Consider the following 18,948-nt stretch of genomic DNA (forward strand, 5'->3'; position numbering starts at 1 on the left):
CTGTTCATGAAGAGTGATCGGACACAACCTTCCATTCCCCTTTTATTTTGCGTAGCAACAGGGTGAAGTAGCCACCCGGTGCATCACTCTGGCGCTGCAATTGCCAGCCGCCCAGCACAAACGCGTTGGTTTTATCCAATAGCTGTACTTTCAAAATATCAAATTTCAGTTGCCCCATGGCTGCTTTATCCGGGTAGCTTTTTTTGTAGTTATCCAACGTGGTTTGCCAGCCATACTTGGGTCCATCGCTGCCGACGAACAGTAACGAGTCCGACTTCCAGTAACCTTGCATAAAAGTTTCCAGATCGCCGCGGTTCCAGGCCAGGCGCTGGGTTTCGAGCACTTTTAGGATGGCTTGCTTATCCTGCGCAAAGCACATGCAGCCCCATAAGAGCATTGTAAAAAACAGGACATATTTTTTCATACCGGTAATTTAAACAAATTCCATTGGTAAAAACTTTTAGTTTTACATTTCATCTATTCATTGAAAGTTATGAGCAAACAGGTACTATGTTTTGGCGAGGTTTTATGGGATACCTTTAGCGATGGCAAAAAGGTGGGCGGTGCACCGCTTAATGTAGCGCAGCATTTACGGCAGCAAGGCGTTAATGCTTTGATGGTAAGCCGTATTGGCACCGATGCATCGGGCAATGAACTGATGGCTTTTTTACAACAACATCAGCTGAACACACCGCTTATACAGGTGGATAATCGTCTCGCAACTTGTGAGGTAACCGTACAACTGAATGATGCAGGGCATGCTACCTACGTTATTCCAGAGCCAGTATCGTGGGATAATATACAGCCAGACCAGGAATTGCTGATGCAGGCCGCACAAAGCTCGGCCATTGTATTTGGCAGCTTGGCATGCCGTAATCAGGCTACCCGCACTACCCTGCTCGATCTGTTAAGCGAAATTACGGTACCGCTGCGCATATTTGATGTAAACCTGCGTGCACCGCATTACGAGATGGATACCATTGAAACGCTGGCAGCAATGGCCAATGTGATTAAAATGAATGAAGATGAGGCCGACTTGCTAATCGGCAGCAGCAAACGTTCTTTACAAGAAAAAATCACTGAATTTCAGCACAAGTTTCATGTAAACACCATTTGTGTAACGCGTGGCGAAAATGGGGCCATGATTTGGCACGATGAGCAGTTTTATGAGCATCCCGGCTTCCCTACAGAAGTAGCTGATACCGTTGGCGCCGGCGATTCATTCTTAGCAACACTGGTAGCCGGATTACTAACCGGGCAACCTATTGATGCAACATTGGAAAAAGCCTGTAAAGTAGGCGCCTTTGTAGCCAGCCAGCGTGGTGCTAACCCGACCTATCCGGCTGAGCTTGGTATATAACTTACAGGATGGTGGCATTATATACTACACTATTAAGTGGCAAATAACTGATTATAAAATAAAAGCAGAACAGCATTTTAACATAGCATAAATCCCTACGGTTATAAATGCGTTAAATTTGCAAGCACACACACTAAATTAATTACTTGTGGAAACAGATAAGGAACCTATAGTAAAACAAGACACTTTCGCCGCCTTACGTTATAAAGATTTTCGCGCATACCTGGGTATGCGTTTCTTTTTTACATTCGCTTACCAGATGCAGGCCGTAGTAATTGGCTTTTATATCTACAAACTTACGCACGATCCGCTTAAACTGGGCTTGGTTGGTTTGTGTGAAGCTATACCGGCCATTGGTATTGCTCTGTATGGCGGGTATGTGGCCGACAAGTCCGAAAAAAGAAAAATGCTGTTCACGATATTTTCAGCTGTTTTTCTGGCTTCATTAACAATATTTTTGGTTACCCTGCACAGCCTTAGCTCTTACGTAAAATCCGGCTGGATTGAGCCTGTTATTTACCTGATGATTTTTATTAACGGTATCGCCCGTGCATTTTACGGACCGGCAACCTTTGCCATTTATGCACAGAGCATACCCAAGGAACTTTACCCAAACGGCAGTACATGGAGCAGTTCAACCTGGCAAATTGCCACCATTTTAGGTCCGGCAGCAGGCGGGTTAATATATGGGGTTTATGGCATTACAGCCACCTTTAGTATTATACTGGCGCTAATGCTTATTGCATTGGTACTGGTATATATGCTTAAACCCTACCCACCGGTTTATATACCTAAAGAAAGTATATGGGAAAGCTTGCGTGCAGGTATCAACTTTGTATTCAGAACCAAAATGATGGTGGCTGCCATGAGCCTCGATTTATTCTCTGTGTTTTTTGGTGGCGCGGTGGCCCTGCTGCCGGTATTTGCTAACGATATTTTGCACGTAGGTTCGGAAGGTTTGGGTATTATGCGCGCTACTTCATCATTAGGTGCAGTACTTACCATGCTGGTCATGACGCGGTTTTCACCCATGAACCGTCCGTGGCGCAACCTGATTATTGCGGTAACAGGCTTTGGTTTATCTATTGTGTGCTTTGGTTTATCACGTAATTTCTATCTGTCGCTATTATTTCTTTTTACCGAAGGAGCATTTGATAGTATCAGCGTAATTATTCGCGGCACTATCATGCAGCTGCTAACGCCGGATGATATGCGGGGCCGGGTATCAGCGGTAAACTCTATGTTCATCGGTTCATCCAATGAGATTGGTGCTTTTGAATCGGGTACAGCTGCCAAGCTATTGGGCACCGTACCGGCCGTTATTTTCGGTGGCTGCATGACGTTGCTGGTAGTAAGCATTACTTTCCTGAAAACACGTAACCTGATACCGGCTAAGCTGGCAGATATAGGTACGCCCCGGGAAAAATAAGATAACCCTGTAAGCAACAATCTTTATGATGTGCTACTAAAAAAGGCAACAAGATAATCTTGTTGCCTTTTTATTTCTTAGCCTTCTGTGTAAGCGCTCAGCTCTTCCTGCAGGCGGCGCTCGCCTACCTGCTGCCGCCACATGGCGTAGTATAGTCCTTTTTGATCTAACAGTTCTTCATGTTTGCCTATTTCGGCAACTTCACCATTTTCAAGCACGTATATACGGTCGGCATACATAATGGTACTCAGGCGGTGAGCAATAATGAGCGTTATACGCGTTTTAAGTGCCGATATATGCTGCACTGTTTTGGTAATCTCTTCCTCGGTGATGGAATCAAGCGCCGAGGTAGCCTCATCAAACAACAGAATATCCGGATGGCGCAGCAAGGCACGCGCTATTGATAAACGCTGCTTTTCACCGCCCGATATTTTTACGCCGCCCTCACCTATCATCGTATACAACCCATTGTCGGCACGGGCCATTAGGTTTTGGCAGGCGGCTTTATTTAACGCAACCATACACTCATCGTCGGTAGCATCAGGCTTTACAAAAATCAGGTTATCTTTAATAGTCCCGGAAAACAGTTGCGTTTCCTGCGTTACAAAGCCAATTTTACGGCGTAGCATATCTAGGTGATACTTATCGCTCTCAATACTATTGAAAAGAATTCGTCCATCAGCCGGCTGGTATAATCCGATCAACAACTTGATTAAAGTTGATTTACCTGAGCCCGACGGACCAACAAATGCCACCGTCTCTCCCTTATTGGCGTGAAACGATACCCCTTTAAGGGCATAGCGTGTGGTTAACGCATATTTGAAGCTCACGTTATCAAAAGCTACCTGATCAACCACTTCAACATCGGCCGGGTCTTCAGGAATGTTTTCCAGCGGGGTGTTCATGATACGATTAAAGTTGGTGAGCGATATTTGTGCTTCGCGCCAGGTTAATGCCATGTGACCAAACTCCTGTAGCGGCCCAAACAACAAGTAAGCATACAGCAGAAAACTAAAGTATTGACCGGCCGAAATTTCCCGATCAAAGATCAGTACCAGCAGCACGACCACCATACTGCTTCGCAGTAAATTTACCGTAGTGCCTTGTATAAAGCTTAAGAACCTTAAAAACTTGGTTTTCGCAATCTCCAGCTTTAATATTTTATGGGTAGTGGTATTGAGGCGATCAATCTCTTCATTAGCCAAACCATGGCTCTTTACTAGTTCGATATTACGTAATGATTCTGTAGTACGACCTGCCAGTACCGAAGTTTTAAGCACGATGGCACGGTGAATAACCCTGATCTTTCTGGACAGTTTCCAGCTTAACCAGGTAATTACCGGAACAGCCACAAAAAACACCAAGGTAACCTTATAACTGATAGTGAAAGAATATACGGCAATGAATAGCACACCAAACAACGTCATAAAAGTAACGTTGATGGATGCCTTTACCAGATTTTCCACATCACTTCTGATACGTTGCAGCATGCCCAGCTTTTCGCCACTACGCTGGTCCTGATGCTCATAGTAAGGCATGGCAAGTGCGTGTTTCATACCATCGGCATAAACTTGGGCACCTGTTTTTTGAGCGATAGTTACGGTATAATAATCCTGTATATTGTTGGCAATACGCGATACCAGTGCGGCAACGGCAGCCAGGGTAATTAACCACACTATACCACTGATGTATTCATGGCGTGTAAAGGTATCTCGTTTCACGATATAGTCATCAACGATTTTACCCGTAATCAGCGGATCCATTAAGGCAAAGCATTGATTGAGCGCGGTCATCAAAAGCGCCAGCAACACTTCCTTTTTTCGTTGTTTAAGATAAGAAAATAATATTTTCATAGATAAAGGCCGATTGTTATTAATCACACAACAATAACAACGCCTAAATACAACGATCAATTATTCATAAACGTATTTTTATAAATATGACAAAATAAAAGCCGCTGATTACAGCGGCTTTATATAATTCGAAATAGTTGTAAGCTTAAGGAAATATGCCAGAACAACAATAGAACTGTATTGTATACACTTCCTATTGCTATATCTAACCCATACCGGTTATGAGTTTGCTTCGGTGGTATATTTCTCGCCTATCTGCTGCCGCCACATGGCGTAGTACAAACCTTTTTGCGATAGTAGCTCTATGTGTTTACCCGATTCAATGATCTGCCCTTTCTCCAACACATAAATGCGGTCGGCATGCATAATGGTGCTTAGGCGGTGGGCAATCAATATGGTGATATGATTTTGATGCTCGGATACCTCTTTAATTGTCTCGGTAATTTCTTCTTCAGTTAGCGAGTCCAGCGCTGATGTAGCCTCGTCAAACACCAGGATATCTGGCCTGCGCAGCAAAGCACGCGCAATAGATAAGCGTTGTTTTTCACCTCCGGATACTTTAACCCCGCCCTCACCTATTACCGAATCCAAACCTTTATCGGCACGAGCCAACAAACTTTGGCAGGCAGCGCGGTGCAATACATGCATACACTCCTCATCAGTAGCGCCCGGGCGCACAAACTGCAAGTTTTCGCGTATTGTACCCGAAAACAATTGCGTATCCTGTGTTACAAAGCCAATACGCTCGCGCAGTTTATCCAGGTCAATCTCGTTACTCACTACGCCATTGTACAGCACATCGCCTTCCATAGGCTGGTACAATCCCACCAGCAGTTTCACTAAGGTGGTTTTACCCGATCCCGACGGACCAACAAAGGCAATGGTTTCGCCCGTGTTTACCTCGAAGCCTATATGGTTCAATGCATTGCGGTTAGCGGTAAGGTGCTTAAAGCTTACATTGTTAAACTTTAGCTGCTTTACCTTTTCCAGCAATACCGGCTTTTCGGGTTTTTTATCAACCGGGGTGCTTAATATGCTTTGGAAATTACCCAATGATACTTCCGCCTCGCGCCAAGCCAAAATCACATTACCTAATTCCTGCAGTGGGTTAAACAAAAAGAATGAATAGAACAAAAAGCTAAAATACTGGCCCGGTGATATGGTTTGCTTGAAAATAAGCAACAGTAACACAACCACCATGGTGCTGCGTACCAGGTTAACGGTAGTACCCTGCACAAAGCTCATGCTGCGTACAAACTTCACCTTGCGTAGTTCCAGGTCTAGAATTTTGTAGGTTGTTTTGTTCAGGCGCTCAATTTCCTGATTTACAAGACCTAAGCTTTTTACCAGTTCAATGTTACGCAATGATTCGGTAGTTGAACCGGCCAATGCAGTAGTTTCGCCCAGGATAGAACGTTGTATATTTTTAATTCTTTTGCTTAGTGCCGTGCTTACAAAGGCAATTATGGGAATGGCAGCGAAGTATACCAACGTTACTTTGTAGCTTACACTAACCGAATAAACCGTAACAAACACCAAACCTATCAAGCTAACGAAAAGCACACTGATAAATGAAGTAATGAACTTTTCAGAGTCCAAACGTACCTTTTGCAAAATGCCCAGTGTTTCGCCGCTACGCTGATCTTCAAACACCTGGTAAGGCAGTTCAAGCGAGTGCTTTAAACCATCGGCGTACATTTTGGCACCAACCTTTTGCACAATGATACTGGTAAAATAATCCTGGAAGTTTTTAGCGATACGCGACACCATGGCTGCCCCAATAGCCAACCCCACCCAGCTTAGCACGCCCCACAAATAATCATCATAAGGCAAGGCTGTACGCTTTTCAATAAAGTTATCGACGATATGACCAGTAATGTAGGGATCGAGAAGTGAAAAGCCGATATTGAAAGCGGCCAATCCCAGTGCCAGTATAACCAGCCAGCGATGCCGCGATAAATAAGATAAAAGTAATTTCATATATGTGTTGAAGCAGGAAAGGCACAAAAATAGAAAAGGGAATGGAGCAAACTGCTCATTCCCTTTAATTTGACATTGGTTTAAGGATTAAACCGTCATGATGTCTTTTTCTTTCGCTTCCGAAAGCTGATCAACTTTAACAATAAAGGTGTCGGTCAGTTTTTGCACATCCGCTTCACCAACTTTAATATCGTCTTCAGATACACCTTCTGACTTTAATTTTTTGATTTTCTCGTTAATATCTTTACGGATGTTACGGATAGCAACTTTACCGGCTTCTGCCTCGCCTTTCAGCTTTTTAACCAAATCGCGGCGACGCTCTTCGGTAAGCGGCGGTACGTTGATACGGATCACCACACCATCATTTTGTGGATTTAAACCCAGGTTTGATTCTTTAATTGCCTTTTCGATAGCAGGCAATAAGGTTTTTTCCCATGGTTGGATAACCAGCGTACGGGCGTCAGGTGTATTTACGTTACCTACCTGAGTTAAAGAAGTTGGGGTGCCATAGTAATCAACCACCAGGCCATCCAGCATGCTTGGCGTAGCTTTACCTGCACGTATTTTAGATAACTCGTTATCCGCATGAGCAATTGCCTTTTCCATCAAGGTTTTTGCATCATTCAGTTGTTTTTTAATGAGTTCGCTCATCTTTGTTTTATGTTTATATTACAAAAATAGAAATTTAGGAACAAGAGCCAAGAATCGAGAACCAAGATAGTTGCATTTTCACCTGGCTCATGGCTCGTGCTTCTCGGCTCTACCAAGAAATTATCTTACCAGAGTGCCAATTGCCTCGCCTTTGGCTACTTTCATAAAGTTGCCTTCTTTGTTCATGTCAAATACGATGATAGGCAGCTTGTTTTCATGGCATAAGGTAAACGCGGTCATATCCATTACGTTTAAGCCTTTGTCATATACTTCCTGGAAGCTTACTTCGTCAAAACGGGTAGCGGTTGGGTCTTTCTCCGGGTCGGCAGTATAGATACCATCAACACGGGTGCCTTTCAGCACTACGTCGGCTTTAATTTCAATAGCACGTAAGGAAGCGGCTGTATCGGTAGTAAAGTAAGGGTTACCGGTACCTGCACCGAAAATTACGATACGGCCCGACTCTAGATGCGTCATGGCACGGCGGCGGATGTAAGGCTCACATATCTGCTCCATTTTAATGGCCGACTGCAAACGGGTTTCTACCCCAATGCCTTCCAGGGCGCTTTGCAGGGCCATACAGTTAATCACGGTAGCCAGCATACCCATGTAATCGGCCTGGGCGCGTTCCATTCCCGATTTTTCGGCGCTTAGCCCTCTGAAAATATTACCTCCACCTACAACAATGGCTATCTCAATGCCGGCATCGCTTACGTTTTTAATATCGTGTGCATATTGCAGCACGCGGTTGTTATCAATACCATATTGACGCGATCCCATCAATGATTCGCCACTCAGTTTCAGTAAGATTCTTTTGTATTTCATGCAGATATGTGGTTATATTCTTATTTTAATTGGATTTACGGTAAACTTTGCCTTTATATAAAGTGAACTGAATATTAAATTCAGCATCAAAAATAATTAAATCTGCGTCATATCCGGCCTCAACTTTTCCTTTGGTTATCAACATAGCCAGTTGCGCAGGGTATAACGATGCCATGTTAACAGCCTCGGGTAAGGTAACACCAACATGCTGCACACAGTTTTGCACAGCTTTCAACAGGGTAAGCGCCGAGCCCGATAATGTACCATCGGGCATTACATACCTGTTGCCTGCCAGGCGGTGCTGATAGGTACCCTGATCGGTTTCGGTTACCGCATCGGTAATCAGAAACAACTTATCACCCAGTTCGCGTTTAGCTAAGGCAATCATAGCATAATCCACATGTACGCCGTCGGCAACGATGCTGGTATAAGGCTTGGCTTCAAATACCGCCGGAATAATACCGGGTGCACGGTGATGAATGGGCGGCATGGCATTATACAAATGCGTTATAGCTTGTATAGGGTTGCCAATAAAACTTTTGATTTGCTGATAGGTCGCATCGCTATGACCAGATGATAGGATGATATTCTGCTGTTGCAGATAATCAAGCACTTCCTGATCCTGCAATTCGGGCGCCAGGGTAATCATTTTGATCTCGCCTGCAGCCATCTCAATCCATTGTTTGATTTCGCTTAGCGTGGCTTTCTTGATATACTTTTCGGGGTGAGCTCCTTTACGAGCCGGATTGATATAAGGCCCTTCAAGATGCAGCCCTAAAAAGCTACCGACGGCTTTTGGACGGTAGGCCTTGGCTGCTTCAATCGCATCCAATACTACTTCATCGCTGTTGGTGGCTACGGTGGCAAAGAAACCGGTAGTGCCTTTTGGCAACAGGTCGGCCTCCATGCGCTGCAATGCCTCAACAGACGGATTGCCGCCGAACAGGGCTCCCCCCGCCCCGTAAATTTGCAGATCGATTAGTCCGGGTGCCAGGTAAGCGCCCTTCAAATCAATACGCTCTGCTTGGGCAGGAATTTCCAGAACGGGAGTTACTGCCCGGATTTGATTATCCTCAATAATAACAGCCTTATCTCCGGTAATGTTACCGTCAGCTACAATGAGGGTGTTGTATAAAGCTGTTAACATAAGTGGCTGAAATAAAAAAGTAAAAGGCAAAAAAAATCCCCGCTTTAAAAGCGGGGATTTTAATAAATTAAGCTCCTAAAGCAACGCGCTTAAATGCGGTTACGGTTAAGCCTTTCTCAATGCCGCTCAGGAATTGAGATATGTTTTTAGATGGATCTTTAACAAACTCCTGGTTCAACAAGGTTGAATCCTTGTAGAATTTGTTCAGTTTACCTTGTGCAATTTTCTCAACCATTTCTTCTGGTTTGCCTTCAGCACGGATTTGCTCTTTAGCGATAGCTAACTCACGCTCAATAGTGGTAGAATCTACATCACCTTTATCTAAAGCAACCGGGTTCATAGCAGCAATTTGCATAGCTACGTCTTTACCAGCTTCTTCAACACCGGCAACATTAGCGCTTAAAGCAACTAATACACCTAAACGGAAGTTACCGTGGATGTAAGCAACGATTTTTTCGCCTTCTAATACAGTGTATTTAGAAACGCCGATTTTTTCGCCGATTTTACCGGTCATATCAGTGATAGCTTCACCAATTTTAACGCGTGAAGTCTCGGTATCAATTTCCAGGTTGTATAAATCTTCAACAGTTGCAGGGAAATCCTGAACAGCGATGTTTGCAACAGCGTTAGCAAATGCAATAAACTCAGCATTTTTAGCAACGAAGTCGGTTTCGCAGTTTAATTCAACAATTACACCACGTTTGCCATCTTCAGAAGTACGTGCAATAACTACACCTTCGTTTGACTCACGGTCTTGACGGCTGGCAGCTACTTTAGCACCTTTTTTTCTTAAATAATCAATGGCTGCTTCAAAATCACCGTTAGTTTCGGTTAAAGCTTTTTTGCAATCCATCATACCGGCACCAGTTTGCTGGCGCAGTTTGTTTACGTCTGATGCAGAAATTTGTACTGTAGACATTGTTTTTATGAGTTGTGAGTTGTGAGTTGCCTGTTGGGTGGCAATACGCAACAAAATTAATAATAATAATTCGTATAAAAACTGAAAGTTGCCAATTGCAAATGGCAGCATTACACTGTCAGTTCACAACCGGCAACTTACAATCAATTTTATTATTCTTCTGAAGATTCAGCAGCTGGTGCTTCAGATTCAGCCTCAGCGGCTACTGCACCTCTTCTTCTGCGGCCACCGTCAGCGTCACCGCCGTCAGCTTTAGCTTTTGATGCAGCTGCTTCTTTTTCAACTTCATCTTCTTTTTCGCGTTTACGCTCATCTAAACCTTCCTGAATAGCCTGGATCATGATACCGGTAATCAAAGAGATTGATTTAGTAGCATCATCGTTAGCCGGGATAGGGAAATCGATGTTTGAAGGATCTGAGTTGGTATCTACCATTGCAAAGGTAGGAATGTTCAATTTCAGTGCTTCAGAAACTGCGATGTGCTCTTTCTTAACGTCAATCAGGAACAATGCAGCTGGTAAGCGGTTCAGGTCAGATATACCACCTAACAAGCTTTCCAGTTTTATACGCTCACGCTGAATCATCAGACGCTCTTTTTTAGAAAGGATACTGTAAGTACCGTCTTTAGTCAGTTTATCGATGTTTGACATCTTTTTGATTGACTTGCGTACGGTAGTGAAGTTAGTTAACATACCACCTAACCAACGCTCGGTTACGTAAGGCATGTTTACTGATTTTGCATAATCAGCTACGATATCTTTTGCTTGTTTCTTGGTAGCAACAAACAAAACTTTACGGCCTGATTTTACAATTTGTTTGATAGCGGCAGCAGCCTCTTCAACTTTGCTTAAAGTTTTATTTAAATCGATAATGTGGATACCGTTGCGCTCCATGAAAATGTACTGAGCCATTTTCGGATCCCATTTGCGGGTAAGGTGACCAAAGTGTACACCTGCATCCAGTAAATCCTGATATGTTGTTCTTGCCATTGTTGTGTCCTCCTTAAAATATTAACGTTTACTGAATTGGAATTTACGACGTGCTTTGCGGCGTCCTGGTTTTTTACGCTCAACCATACGTGGGTCACGAGTCATTAAACCTTTAGCACGCAATGCAGGTTTTTTCTCCGCATCAAGTTCAACAATAGCTTTAGCAATAGCTAAACGAACGGCCTCAGCCTGTCCTTTTACGCCACCGCCGGCAACATTAGCAACCACGTCAAATTTACCTTCTGAACCAGAAACCAGTAATGATTGAGTAGCAACGTATTGTAATGGTAAAGTAGGGAAGTATTCTTTGTAATCTTTACCGTTAACGATTAGCGCACCGTTACCTTCGTTTAAGTAAACGCGGGCAACAGCGGTTTTTCTTCTGCCTGAAGTGTTAGTTGTTGGCATTTCTTTTCTCCTTTAAAATTAAAAGTTAAATGGTTTTAGGGTTTTGTGCAGCGTGCGGATGCTCGGCACCGGCATAAACATGCAGGTTGCCAAAGATGGCTCTGCCCAAACGATTTTTAGGTAACATACCACGAACGGCTTTTTCAATTACACGCTCAGGGAACTTAGCCATTAACTCCTTAGGAGAAATGAAACGCTGACCACCTGGGTAACCGGTGTAAGAAACATATTGCTTAGCGCTGAATTTGTTTCCGGTCAGTTTTACCTTGTCTGCATTAATAACAATAACGTTATCACCGCAGTCTACGTTTGGAGTGAAGCCTGGTTTATGTTTTCCTCTGATGATCGCAGCGATCTTAGAGGTCAAGCGCCCCAAAATCTCGCCTTCCGCGTCAACAACTACCCATTCTTTGTTAACGGTCTTCTTGTTGGCTGAGACAGTTTTGTAACTTAACGTATTCACTTGCTTTAAATTAAATTTATTAAACAGTTTACTATACCCCGTAATTTCGGGACTGCAAAGATACGAGTAGCTATTTAATTTTCAAATAGTTTGGAGAATATTTTTGAAGTGAATTGCCAGTTGTAAGTCAAGCAACTTGCCTTTTAAATTTGCTGTCTTATCGAAGACACCTTCTTTACATACAGGCTCGCTGTCCTTGTTGTGGATGCTACCTTGAGTGGGATGCTAAAGACCGTATTTAATAATTGCACTGTGTTAATTTACCAGTAAGCCTATCTTAAATCAGTCATCAGTTACCAATCTTACAGATGCAAATCGGTACTTGTAAAATTTCATCTTTTCAGCTACGGCTTTGGGAACAAACACACGACAACTTTTATATGTGTGAGAACTTTTTGCTTCGACCCAATAAATACTAGGATCAGGAATATTAAATTTTTTTACTTGGCTAACATGAGTATCTAATAATATTACTGTATCTGCTTCTTCTGACGATGAATCTCTAAAAATCTTACAGATAAACACATTTGCAAATGGCCCCTTATTGGTAATGCTTTTGCTATCCCACTCATATACCGCGATGAGGGAGTTATTTGCATATGCAGTTATATTTAAAGGTGCCTTTTGCATGTGTGATGTATATAAAAGTACATCTTCTGCTTTCTCTTGATACGAAGCACAAGCAAATAGTATAGAAGCAAATGTAAAAAGCAGCGTTTTATATCTCATTAATATTAATACTCAATACAGCAATAAGTAACCGCTTCCTGATCGTCGTTTCAATCATAAAAACAGATATACAACTTAGTTTTACTCGCTAATTTTATAATCCAAACGCCATAAAACGAATCCAACTCTGCCAAACCAATCCCGTAGCCCGATTATTGTATATTTACGGCTATGAGTCAAATTCGATTAAGTGTGCTGGATCAATCGCCGGTGCGCAAAGGTGTAACTGCTGAGCAGGCCGTGCGCGAAACGGTTGAACTGGCCAAACTGACAGATAAATTAGGTTATACCCGTTTCTGGATATCCGAACATCATAACACCGCCAGCCTGGCCGGCTCCACGCCCGAGGTACTGCTGGCATACTTAGGCAGCCAAACACAGCATATACGCATTGGTTCGGGCGGTGTAATGCTGCCCAACCACAGTGCGCTTAAAGTAGCCGAAAATTTCAGGATGCTGGAAGCGCTGTTTCCGGGCAGGGTTGACCTGGGGCTGGGCCGTGCGCCGGGTACCGACCGTATTACGGCTTCGGTGCTCAATCCATCCAACAATTTCAGAGAGCAGGATTTGGTGGAGCAACTGCTCGACCTGCAAAACTACCTGCATGACCGTGCCGAGGAAGGCCCCGTGCAAACGCGCATACGCGCCATCCCCCAGGTACAAACCGTACCAGCCATGTGGATGTTGAGCAGCAGCGGCCAAAGTGGTTTGTTTGCCGCTCATTTTGGTGCCGGTTTATCCTTTGCACACTTTATAAATCCGGTTGGCGGCGCGCAGGCGGTTGATCTATACCGTGCACGCTTCCAACCATCTGAAGATTTGCTGCAGCCGCAAGCCAACGTCGGCCTGTTTGTATTTTGTTCGGAAGATGAAGAGAAAATCAGGCAGCATCAAGCCATGATGGATTATCGCTTTACCCAACTCGAAAAAGGCGGCAATCTGAACCCGGTTAGCTATGAAGATGTTAAGGATATCACCTACACAGCAGCCGAGCAAGAACGCATTCGCTTTAACCGCCACCGCGTAGTAACCGGCACGCCCGATGAAATCAAAGACAAGCTTACCCGCATGGCCAACACCTATAATGTAGACGAACTGATAGCGATTACCATTACCGAAGATTTTGAAGACAGGCTGGAATCATACCGGTTGCTGGCCGGGCAGTTTGCATTAGCAAGTCCGGTTGCAAAAGCGGAGGCGACAGTATAAGTAAGCTACTGCTATACAACCTATAACGAATAAAAGCCACCTGATACACCGGGCGGCTTTTATTGTTTTCGGGTGACAGCAAACTCAAGATTAAATATTACTTTTGCAAAACAAATTATACTTATACGATATTCTCAGAATATCCAATTAGCAGTTATCGTGATTATTATTATTTTCTTTATTTCTCACTGGTTCTTATCCTTATTTTTCCAAACGTTTTATTTACACCGCTATGCGGCGCATAAAATGTACAGTACACCTAAGGTTACAGAACGTATTTTCCACTTCCTTACGTTTGTTTGTCAAGGCTCATCTTTTTTAAACCCGCGCGCTTACGCTATTATGCACCGCGAGCATCATGCCTATAGCGATACCGAAAAAGACCCGCACTCGCCACACTTCTTTACCGACGTGTTTCAGATGATGTACCGCACAGCTATTAGTTTCCGCGTTTATGAAAGAAGATTAAAAGAGCCCGATGCACAATTTAAAGGTAACTATCCGGAATGGCGCTTAATTGACTACTACGGATCGTTAAACATTACCCGTATTGCCTGGGGTATTTTATACTTTTTGTTTTACTTAAAATTTGCAACTGTATGGTGGCTGTGGCTATTATTACCTATACAGTTCATTATGGGCCCGTTGCATGGCGCTATTGTGAATTGGTGCGGCCATAAATACGGCTACTCAAACTTTGATAATGGCGACAAATCAAAAAACACGACCCCGTTCGACTTTTTTATGCTCGGGGAACTGTTCCAGAACAACCACCACAAACGCCCTAACAGCCCTAATTTCGGCGCACGTTGGTTTGAGCTTGATCCGGTCTATCCTGTAATGAAAGTTATGCACTGGATGCATATCATCAGGTTACGTAAGCCAGCATTATAGTATCGAGAATAAGTTTCATTATTAAAATATTAAAGAGCCGTTATTTAACGGCTCTTTTTGTTTGTATCCGTTAACGGAAATACTGTAAAGTCTTTGTTCGTTAATCCATATTCTTAACAGCTAACACCTATATTTGCCCTATTCAAACATAATAATATGGGCGTATCAGTACTGGCTCAAACCCTTAAGGGTTCTGAGATCATTAAAATTGGAAACGAAATAAACGAACTGAAAAGACAAGGCCAAAATATTGCCAACCTAACTATTGGCGATTTTGACCCGAATATCTACCCTATTCCGGAAGAGTTGCGTAATGATATTATAGAAGCTTATCAGGCTAATCATACCAACTATCCACCGGCTGATGGGATGCTGGAACTGCGCAAGCAAGTGTCTATCTTTTTAGAAAAAGAGCATAACATTCAGGCTACATCAAATGAAATACTAATTGCAAGCGGTTCGCGCCCCTTAATTTATTCAGTGTTTTTAGCTTTGGTTGATCCGGGCGATAAAGTGATATACCCTGCACCATCATGGAACAATAACCACTATTGCCATATTACCGGCGCTCAGGAAATTCAGGTGCCTACCACGCCAGAAAATAACTTTTTACCAAAAGCTGCCGACCTGGCCCCGCACCTGAAAGGTGCTACCCTACTGGCCCTATGCTCACCGCAAAACCCAACCGGTACCATGTTTGAAAAAGCTGATCTGGAAGAAATTTGCGACCTGGTGATTGCCGAAAATGCAAGCCGCCAGCCTGGCGAAAAACCGTTGTATATTATGTACGACCAGATTTACGCCATGCTTACTTTTGGTAAAAAGCATTACGATCCGGTTACTTTACGCCCAGAATTGAAAGATTATGTAGTTTATATTGACGGTATATCTAAATGCCTGGCAGCAACCGGCGTGCGTGTAGGCTGGGGCTTTGGTCCGGAAAAAATTATTGGCAAAATGCGTTCTATCGTTGGCCACATGGGTGCCTGGGCGCCTAAAGCCGAGCAGGTAGCAACAGCTAAGTATATCCAGAACAGCGAGCAGGTGCACAGCTACCTGAACACTTTCAAAGCCCGTATACAAGACAGCCTAAACACTTTATACCAGGGCTTTCAGCAATTAAAAGCCGAAGGTTTTGCAGTGGATGCTATTGAACCAATGGGCGCCATTTACTTAACCGTAAAAGCAGACTACACCGGTAAAACCACCCCGCAGGGCGACGTACTGAACACCCCGGCTGATATTAACTTTTACCTGATCAAAGAAGCGAAGGTTGCACTGGTGCCATTCTCGGCCTTTGGCACAGGCGATGATGTGTGCTGGTTCCGCGCCTCGGTAGGTACATCAACACTGGAAGATATCCAGGCGATGATTCCCCGCATCAGAGAAGCGCTGAGCAAATTGAAATAAGCATCTGTTACACCTAGCAATAAAATGCCATCTCGCAAACAGCCAGGATGGCATTTTTATTATACTACTATTTTTCATTTTCTGCGATACTTTCACCACTCCACGCTATTCACACCTCGCACTCCATTATCCGCACCTCGCTCCTTCCCCCCATTAAGCCGCACTCGAAATAAACTTTACCAAACTACGCTTAGCCACCGGCAGTAAAGTTTGCTCCAGCGGAAAGCTGATATCGCTCTGCACATAATATACCGCCGGGTTTGGCAGGTGCTTGTATCGCCGTATCAGGGTTTGCTTAATCGACTCTGGCGTGTTTACCAAGTTCTGCTCATAAGTATCTACCAATGATATCGTGATACCACGATATTTATCGTCTTTATGCTCAAACAGGGTAACTTGGTACTCATACACCCAGTTGGTTGTTTCTTTGCCATTGCGCAGGGCAAAATAACCCGTGTAAGGCGTTAATGGCACCACCCCTACCGGATCAATAGCCAGCCTGCTCTCCACAAAATCATATATATCCCGACCGGTTTGCAGAGCCGGATCCATTTTGCGCAACGCATAGGCAATTATGCGTTCTATCTCCTGCATGGTACCATCATCCTGCACCATTTTTTGGTAGGTCAGTTTTACAGCTTCTACATCGGCTTTGGTTAAGCGTAGCGGAAAAGCCTGTTGCAATACCGATTTGTCTTTTTTAAAGCTGAGCAGATTATTGTAATGAAATATTAAATCGGTAAGGTTAGGATAAAGCCGGCTTTTGTCAAAGTGACGGTTAATTTGCTGCAGGTAATCTAAAAGCACATACTTTTTGTGTTCAAAATCAATTGCTCCCTCAATAAACCAGTTAACACCTAATGATTTCATATTAACTCCTTTACTTTTACCTAATTTAAAAATAAAAACAGGAGATTTGCAACATGCCCGCCGGAACGCTTTACTTAATACCGGTTCCGCTTGCTGACGATGCCGCGGTCCAATCTTTTACACCCTATCTGGTACAAACTATTAACCAGATAACCGAGTATATTGTTGAAAACGAAAAAACCGCCCGCAAGTTTTTAAAGCAGGCCGGTCTCACCATTCCGCAAAGCCAGCTTATCATTCACGATTATGGCAAGCACCAGCGCAGTGGAGATATCAATAGCTTTTTTACTGGACTATTAAATGGAAAAGACGCCGGCCTGATGAGCGAAGCAGGCTGCCCAGGTATAGCCGACCCTGGTGCGGATATTGTTGCCGAGGCGCACCGTAAAGGCATTAAGGTGGTGCCATTGGTTGGCCCCAGTTCAATTTTACTGGCACTAATGGCATCAGGCTTTAACGGGCAAAGCTTTACCTTTCATGGCTATTTACCCATTGATAAAGGGCAGCGCAGCAAACGCATTAAGGAATTGGAAAGCCAAGCTGAGCGCTTTAAGCAAACGCAGCTTTTTATTGAAACACCTTTTCGCAACAACCAGCTACTGGATGAGATACTGAAAGTTTGTAAGCCAGCCACCCGCCTGTGCATTGCCTGCAACATTACAGCGGCTGATGAAATGGTAATCACCAAAAGCATTGCCGACTGGAAAAAACAGCCGCCTGATCTGCATAAAAAGCCAACCATCTTTTTGCTATTCCATTCGTAGCATGAATTGAAAATAAAACTCACTTAAACCAAAAAGGCCCTGATGCAAATGCATCAGGGCCTTTTATATTATCAGAGCAATTTATTTTAATATTGCCATAAACCCAGTTCCCAATCCAATATAGTCTTTTTCACTTTTTCAGATTCGTACAGGCGATCAATACCTTGTGCGTAATCTTTAATACGTTCATCTTTCTGGTTGGATACTTTTACAATTACGCTGCTGAATAAACGCTTCATGAACACGTCATCAAAGCTTAAACCAGTAGCATCATTGTTGCGGCTAACAGCTTCTTTAGTAGCCAGTACCTGACGCGCTTCCGGGAAATAGATCCAGAACATCGGCTGAAAATCGGTTTCAACACCGGTTACTTTCAGCTTCATTAAGGGCGCTATACCGATAATGCGGGGCTCGAATATAGAGCGTTGTTTATCAAACACCCAATCTTCTTTGATACGGAAGCGAATAATACTGTCCGGATTAAATTCCCCTGCCTGTACAACGGACCCAACTTTATCTCCATTGGCATCAAACTTATCCACCACCACGCTATCGGCCAGTTTAGCTCTGGCTTTACCAGGGGTTAGCGGAACCGAAAAGCTATCGCCGTTTGGATCATCTTTGCTTGGATTTGGATCATACGCAGTCAGTTCGCCAGCATCTACCGCTTCCATCAGCACATCAATTAAACGTGCTTTGGGTGAGCCCAGGTACTGATTCATTTTTTCGCGCAAATCAATTTCCCGCCAAACACGCTTGGCGTACACCACATCAGCTTCACGCAGATTTGGGTATGATGTTACGCGGGCACTTAAAATGTTCGTCTTCTTATAATAACCGTCCATCGGACGTTCAAAGGGTTTGGCTAACGCCTGCTTGCTTGCAGCCGTGTCGGCCACGGGCTGTGTGTTGAATGTGGTACTTGCCGCATTCGTGGTAGCAGCCTTGGTGCGTTTGCGTGTAGAACGCCTTTGAGCATAAGTGTCAAAACAAATTAAACTCAGTAACCCAACCACCAAAATCTTGCTTCTCATGTTCGTGTTAATTT

19 protein-coding genes are annotated in these 18,948 nt (G+C 43.8%); 6 read left to right on the top strand and 13 right to left on the bottom strand.

Features of this window, described 5'->3' with window-relative positions; translation table 11 throughout:
• Window positions 1-4: 4 nt before the first annotated feature.
• Window positions 5-424: a YybH family protein gene (locus KHS38_RS07920; RefSeq protein ID WP_213487952.1), complete on the bottom strand. Its 420-nt coding sequence runs from the start codon at window positions 422-424 to the stop codon at window positions 5-7.
• Between the two features lie 69 nt (window positions 425-493).
• Between KHS38_RS07920 and KHS38_RS07925 the strand changes: the two genes are divergently transcribed.
• Both KHS38_RS07925 and KHS38_RS07930 read left to right on the top strand, forming a co-directional pair.
• The gene (locus tag KHS38_RS07925) at window positions 494-1,360 is read left to right on the top strand and encodes a carbohydrate kinase family protein (RefSeq protein ID WP_213487953.1); all 867 of its coding nucleotides are present in this window, start codon (window positions 494-496) and stop codon (window positions 1,358-1,360) included.
• Between the two features lie 148 nt (window positions 1,361-1,508).
• Window positions 1,509-2,789 (top strand): MFS transporter, encoded by a 1,281-nt coding sequence (locus KHS38_RS07930; protein WP_349627916.1) that lies wholly within the window; start codon window positions 1,509-1,511, stop codon window positions 2,787-2,789.
• A gap of 77 nt (window positions 2,790-2,866) precedes the next feature.
• Here KHS38_RS07930 and KHS38_RS07935 read toward each other — a convergent pair whose 3' ends face one another.
• From KHS38_RS07935 to KHS38_RS07980, 10 genes are all read right to left on the bottom strand, one after another.
• The gene (locus KHS38_RS07935) at window positions 2,867-4,642 is read right to left on the bottom strand and encodes an ABC transporter ATP-binding protein (protein ID WP_213487954.1); all 1,776 of its coding nucleotides are present in this window, start codon (window positions 4,640-4,642) and stop codon (window positions 2,867-2,869) included.
• A 219-nt stretch (window positions 4,643-4,861) separates the two neighbouring features.
• Window positions 4,862-6,622 (bottom strand): ABC transporter ATP-binding protein, encoded by a 1,761-nt coding sequence (locus KHS38_RS07940; protein ID WP_213487955.1) that lies wholly within the window; start codon window positions 6,620-6,622, stop codon window positions 4,862-4,864.
• Between the two features lie 87 nt (window positions 6,623-6,709).
• Window positions 6,710-7,273, bottom strand: coding sequence for a ribosome recycling factor (gene frr, locus KHS38_RS07945; protein WP_213487956.1), 564 nt, complete (start codon window positions 7,271-7,273; stop codon window positions 6,710-6,712).
• Window positions 7,274-7,393: 120 nt separating this feature from the next.
• Complete coding sequence (gene pyrH, locus KHS38_RS07950; protein ID WP_213487957.1) at window positions 7,394-8,098, bottom strand: UMP kinase; 705 nt, start codon at window positions 8,096-8,098, stop codon at window positions 7,394-7,396.
• A gap of 25 nt (window positions 8,099-8,123) precedes the next feature.
• Window positions 8,124-9,245: an N-acetylglucosamine-6-phosphate deacetylase gene (gene nagA / locus KHS38_RS07955; protein ID WP_213487958.1), complete on the bottom strand. Its 1,122-nt coding sequence runs from the start codon at window positions 9,243-9,245 to the stop codon at window positions 8,124-8,126.
• 67 nt (window positions 9,246-9,312) lie between these two features.
• Complete coding sequence (tsf, locus tag KHS38_RS07960; RefSeq protein ID WP_213487959.1) at window positions 9,313-10,164, bottom strand: translation elongation factor Ts; 852 nt, start codon at window positions 10,162-10,164, stop codon at window positions 9,313-9,315.
• 152 nt (window positions 10,165-10,316) lie between these two features.
• The gene (gene rpsB / locus KHS38_RS07965) at window positions 10,317-11,153 is read right to left on the bottom strand and encodes a 30S ribosomal protein S2 (RefSeq protein WP_213487960.1); all 837 of its coding nucleotides are present in this window, start codon (window positions 11,151-11,153) and stop codon (window positions 10,317-10,319) included.
• 21 nt (window positions 11,154-11,174) lie between these two features.
• The gene (rpsI, locus tag KHS38_RS07970; protein ID WP_213487961.1) at window positions 11,175-11,561 is read right to left on the bottom strand and encodes a 30S ribosomal protein S9; all 387 of its coding nucleotides are present in this window, start codon (window positions 11,559-11,561) and stop codon (window positions 11,175-11,177) included.
• Window positions 11,562-11,586: 25 nt separating this feature from the next.
• Window positions 11,587-12,024, bottom strand: coding sequence for a 50S ribosomal protein L13 (gene rplM / locus KHS38_RS07975; RefSeq protein WP_213487962.1), 438 nt, complete (start codon window positions 12,022-12,024; stop codon window positions 11,587-11,589).
• A 282-nt stretch (window positions 12,025-12,306) separates the two neighbouring features.
• The gene (locus KHS38_RS07980) at window positions 12,307-12,753 is read right to left on the bottom strand and encodes a hypothetical protein (RefSeq protein ID WP_213487963.1); all 447 of its coding nucleotides are present in this window, start codon (window positions 12,751-12,753) and stop codon (window positions 12,307-12,309) included.
• Window positions 12,754-12,924: 171 nt separating this feature from the next.
• Here KHS38_RS07980 and KHS38_RS07985 point away from each other — a divergent pair, with 171 nt between their 5' ends.
• From KHS38_RS07985 to KHS38_RS07995, 3 genes are all read left to right on the top strand, one after another.
• Window positions 12,925-13,962: an LLM class flavin-dependent oxidoreductase gene (locus tag KHS38_RS07985; protein WP_213487964.1), complete on the top strand. Its 1,038-nt coding sequence runs from the start codon at window positions 12,925-12,927 to the stop codon at window positions 13,960-13,962.
• 159 nt (window positions 13,963-14,121) lie between these two features.
• Window positions 14,122-14,856 (top strand): acyl-CoA desaturase, encoded by a 735-nt coding sequence (locus KHS38_RS07990; RefSeq protein WP_213487965.1) that lies wholly within the window; start codon window positions 14,122-14,124, stop codon window positions 14,854-14,856.
• Between the two features lie 156 nt (window positions 14,857-15,012).
• Window positions 15,013-16,266 (top strand): pyridoxal phosphate-dependent aminotransferase, encoded by a 1,254-nt coding sequence (locus tag KHS38_RS07995; protein ID WP_213487966.1) that lies wholly within the window; start codon window positions 15,013-15,015, stop codon window positions 16,264-16,266.
• Between the two features lie 153 nt (window positions 16,267-16,419).
• Here KHS38_RS07995 and KHS38_RS08000 read toward each other — a convergent pair whose 3' ends face one another.
• Window positions 16,420-17,136 (bottom strand): hypothetical protein, encoded by a 717-nt coding sequence (locus KHS38_RS08000; RefSeq protein ID WP_213487967.1) that lies wholly within the window; start codon window positions 17,134-17,136, stop codon window positions 16,420-16,422.
• Window positions 17,137-17,189: 53 nt separating this feature from the next.
• Here KHS38_RS08000 and KHS38_RS08005 point away from each other — a divergent pair, with 53 nt between their 5' ends.
• On the top strand, window positions 17,190-17,900 hold the full coding sequence (locus tag KHS38_RS08005) for an SAM-dependent methyltransferase (protein WP_213487968.1): 711 nt from the start codon (window positions 17,190-17,192) through the stop codon (window positions 17,898-17,900).
• A gap of 86 nt (window positions 17,901-17,986) precedes the next feature.
• Here the strand turns inward: KHS38_RS08005 and porN are convergent, their stop codons facing one another.
• On the bottom strand, window positions 17,987-18,934 hold the full coding sequence (porN, locus tag KHS38_RS08010) for a type IX secretion system ring subunit PorN/GldN (RefSeq protein ID WP_213487969.1): 948 nt from the start codon (window positions 18,932-18,934) through the stop codon (window positions 17,987-17,989).
• Window positions 18,935-18,948: the final 14 nt, after the last annotated feature.

Source organism: Mucilaginibacter sp. Bleaf8 (assembly GCF_018390515.1).
In the GTDB taxonomy this organism is placed as follows: Bacteria; Bacteroidota; Bacteroidia; order Sphingobacteriales; family Sphingobacteriaceae; genus Mucilaginibacter.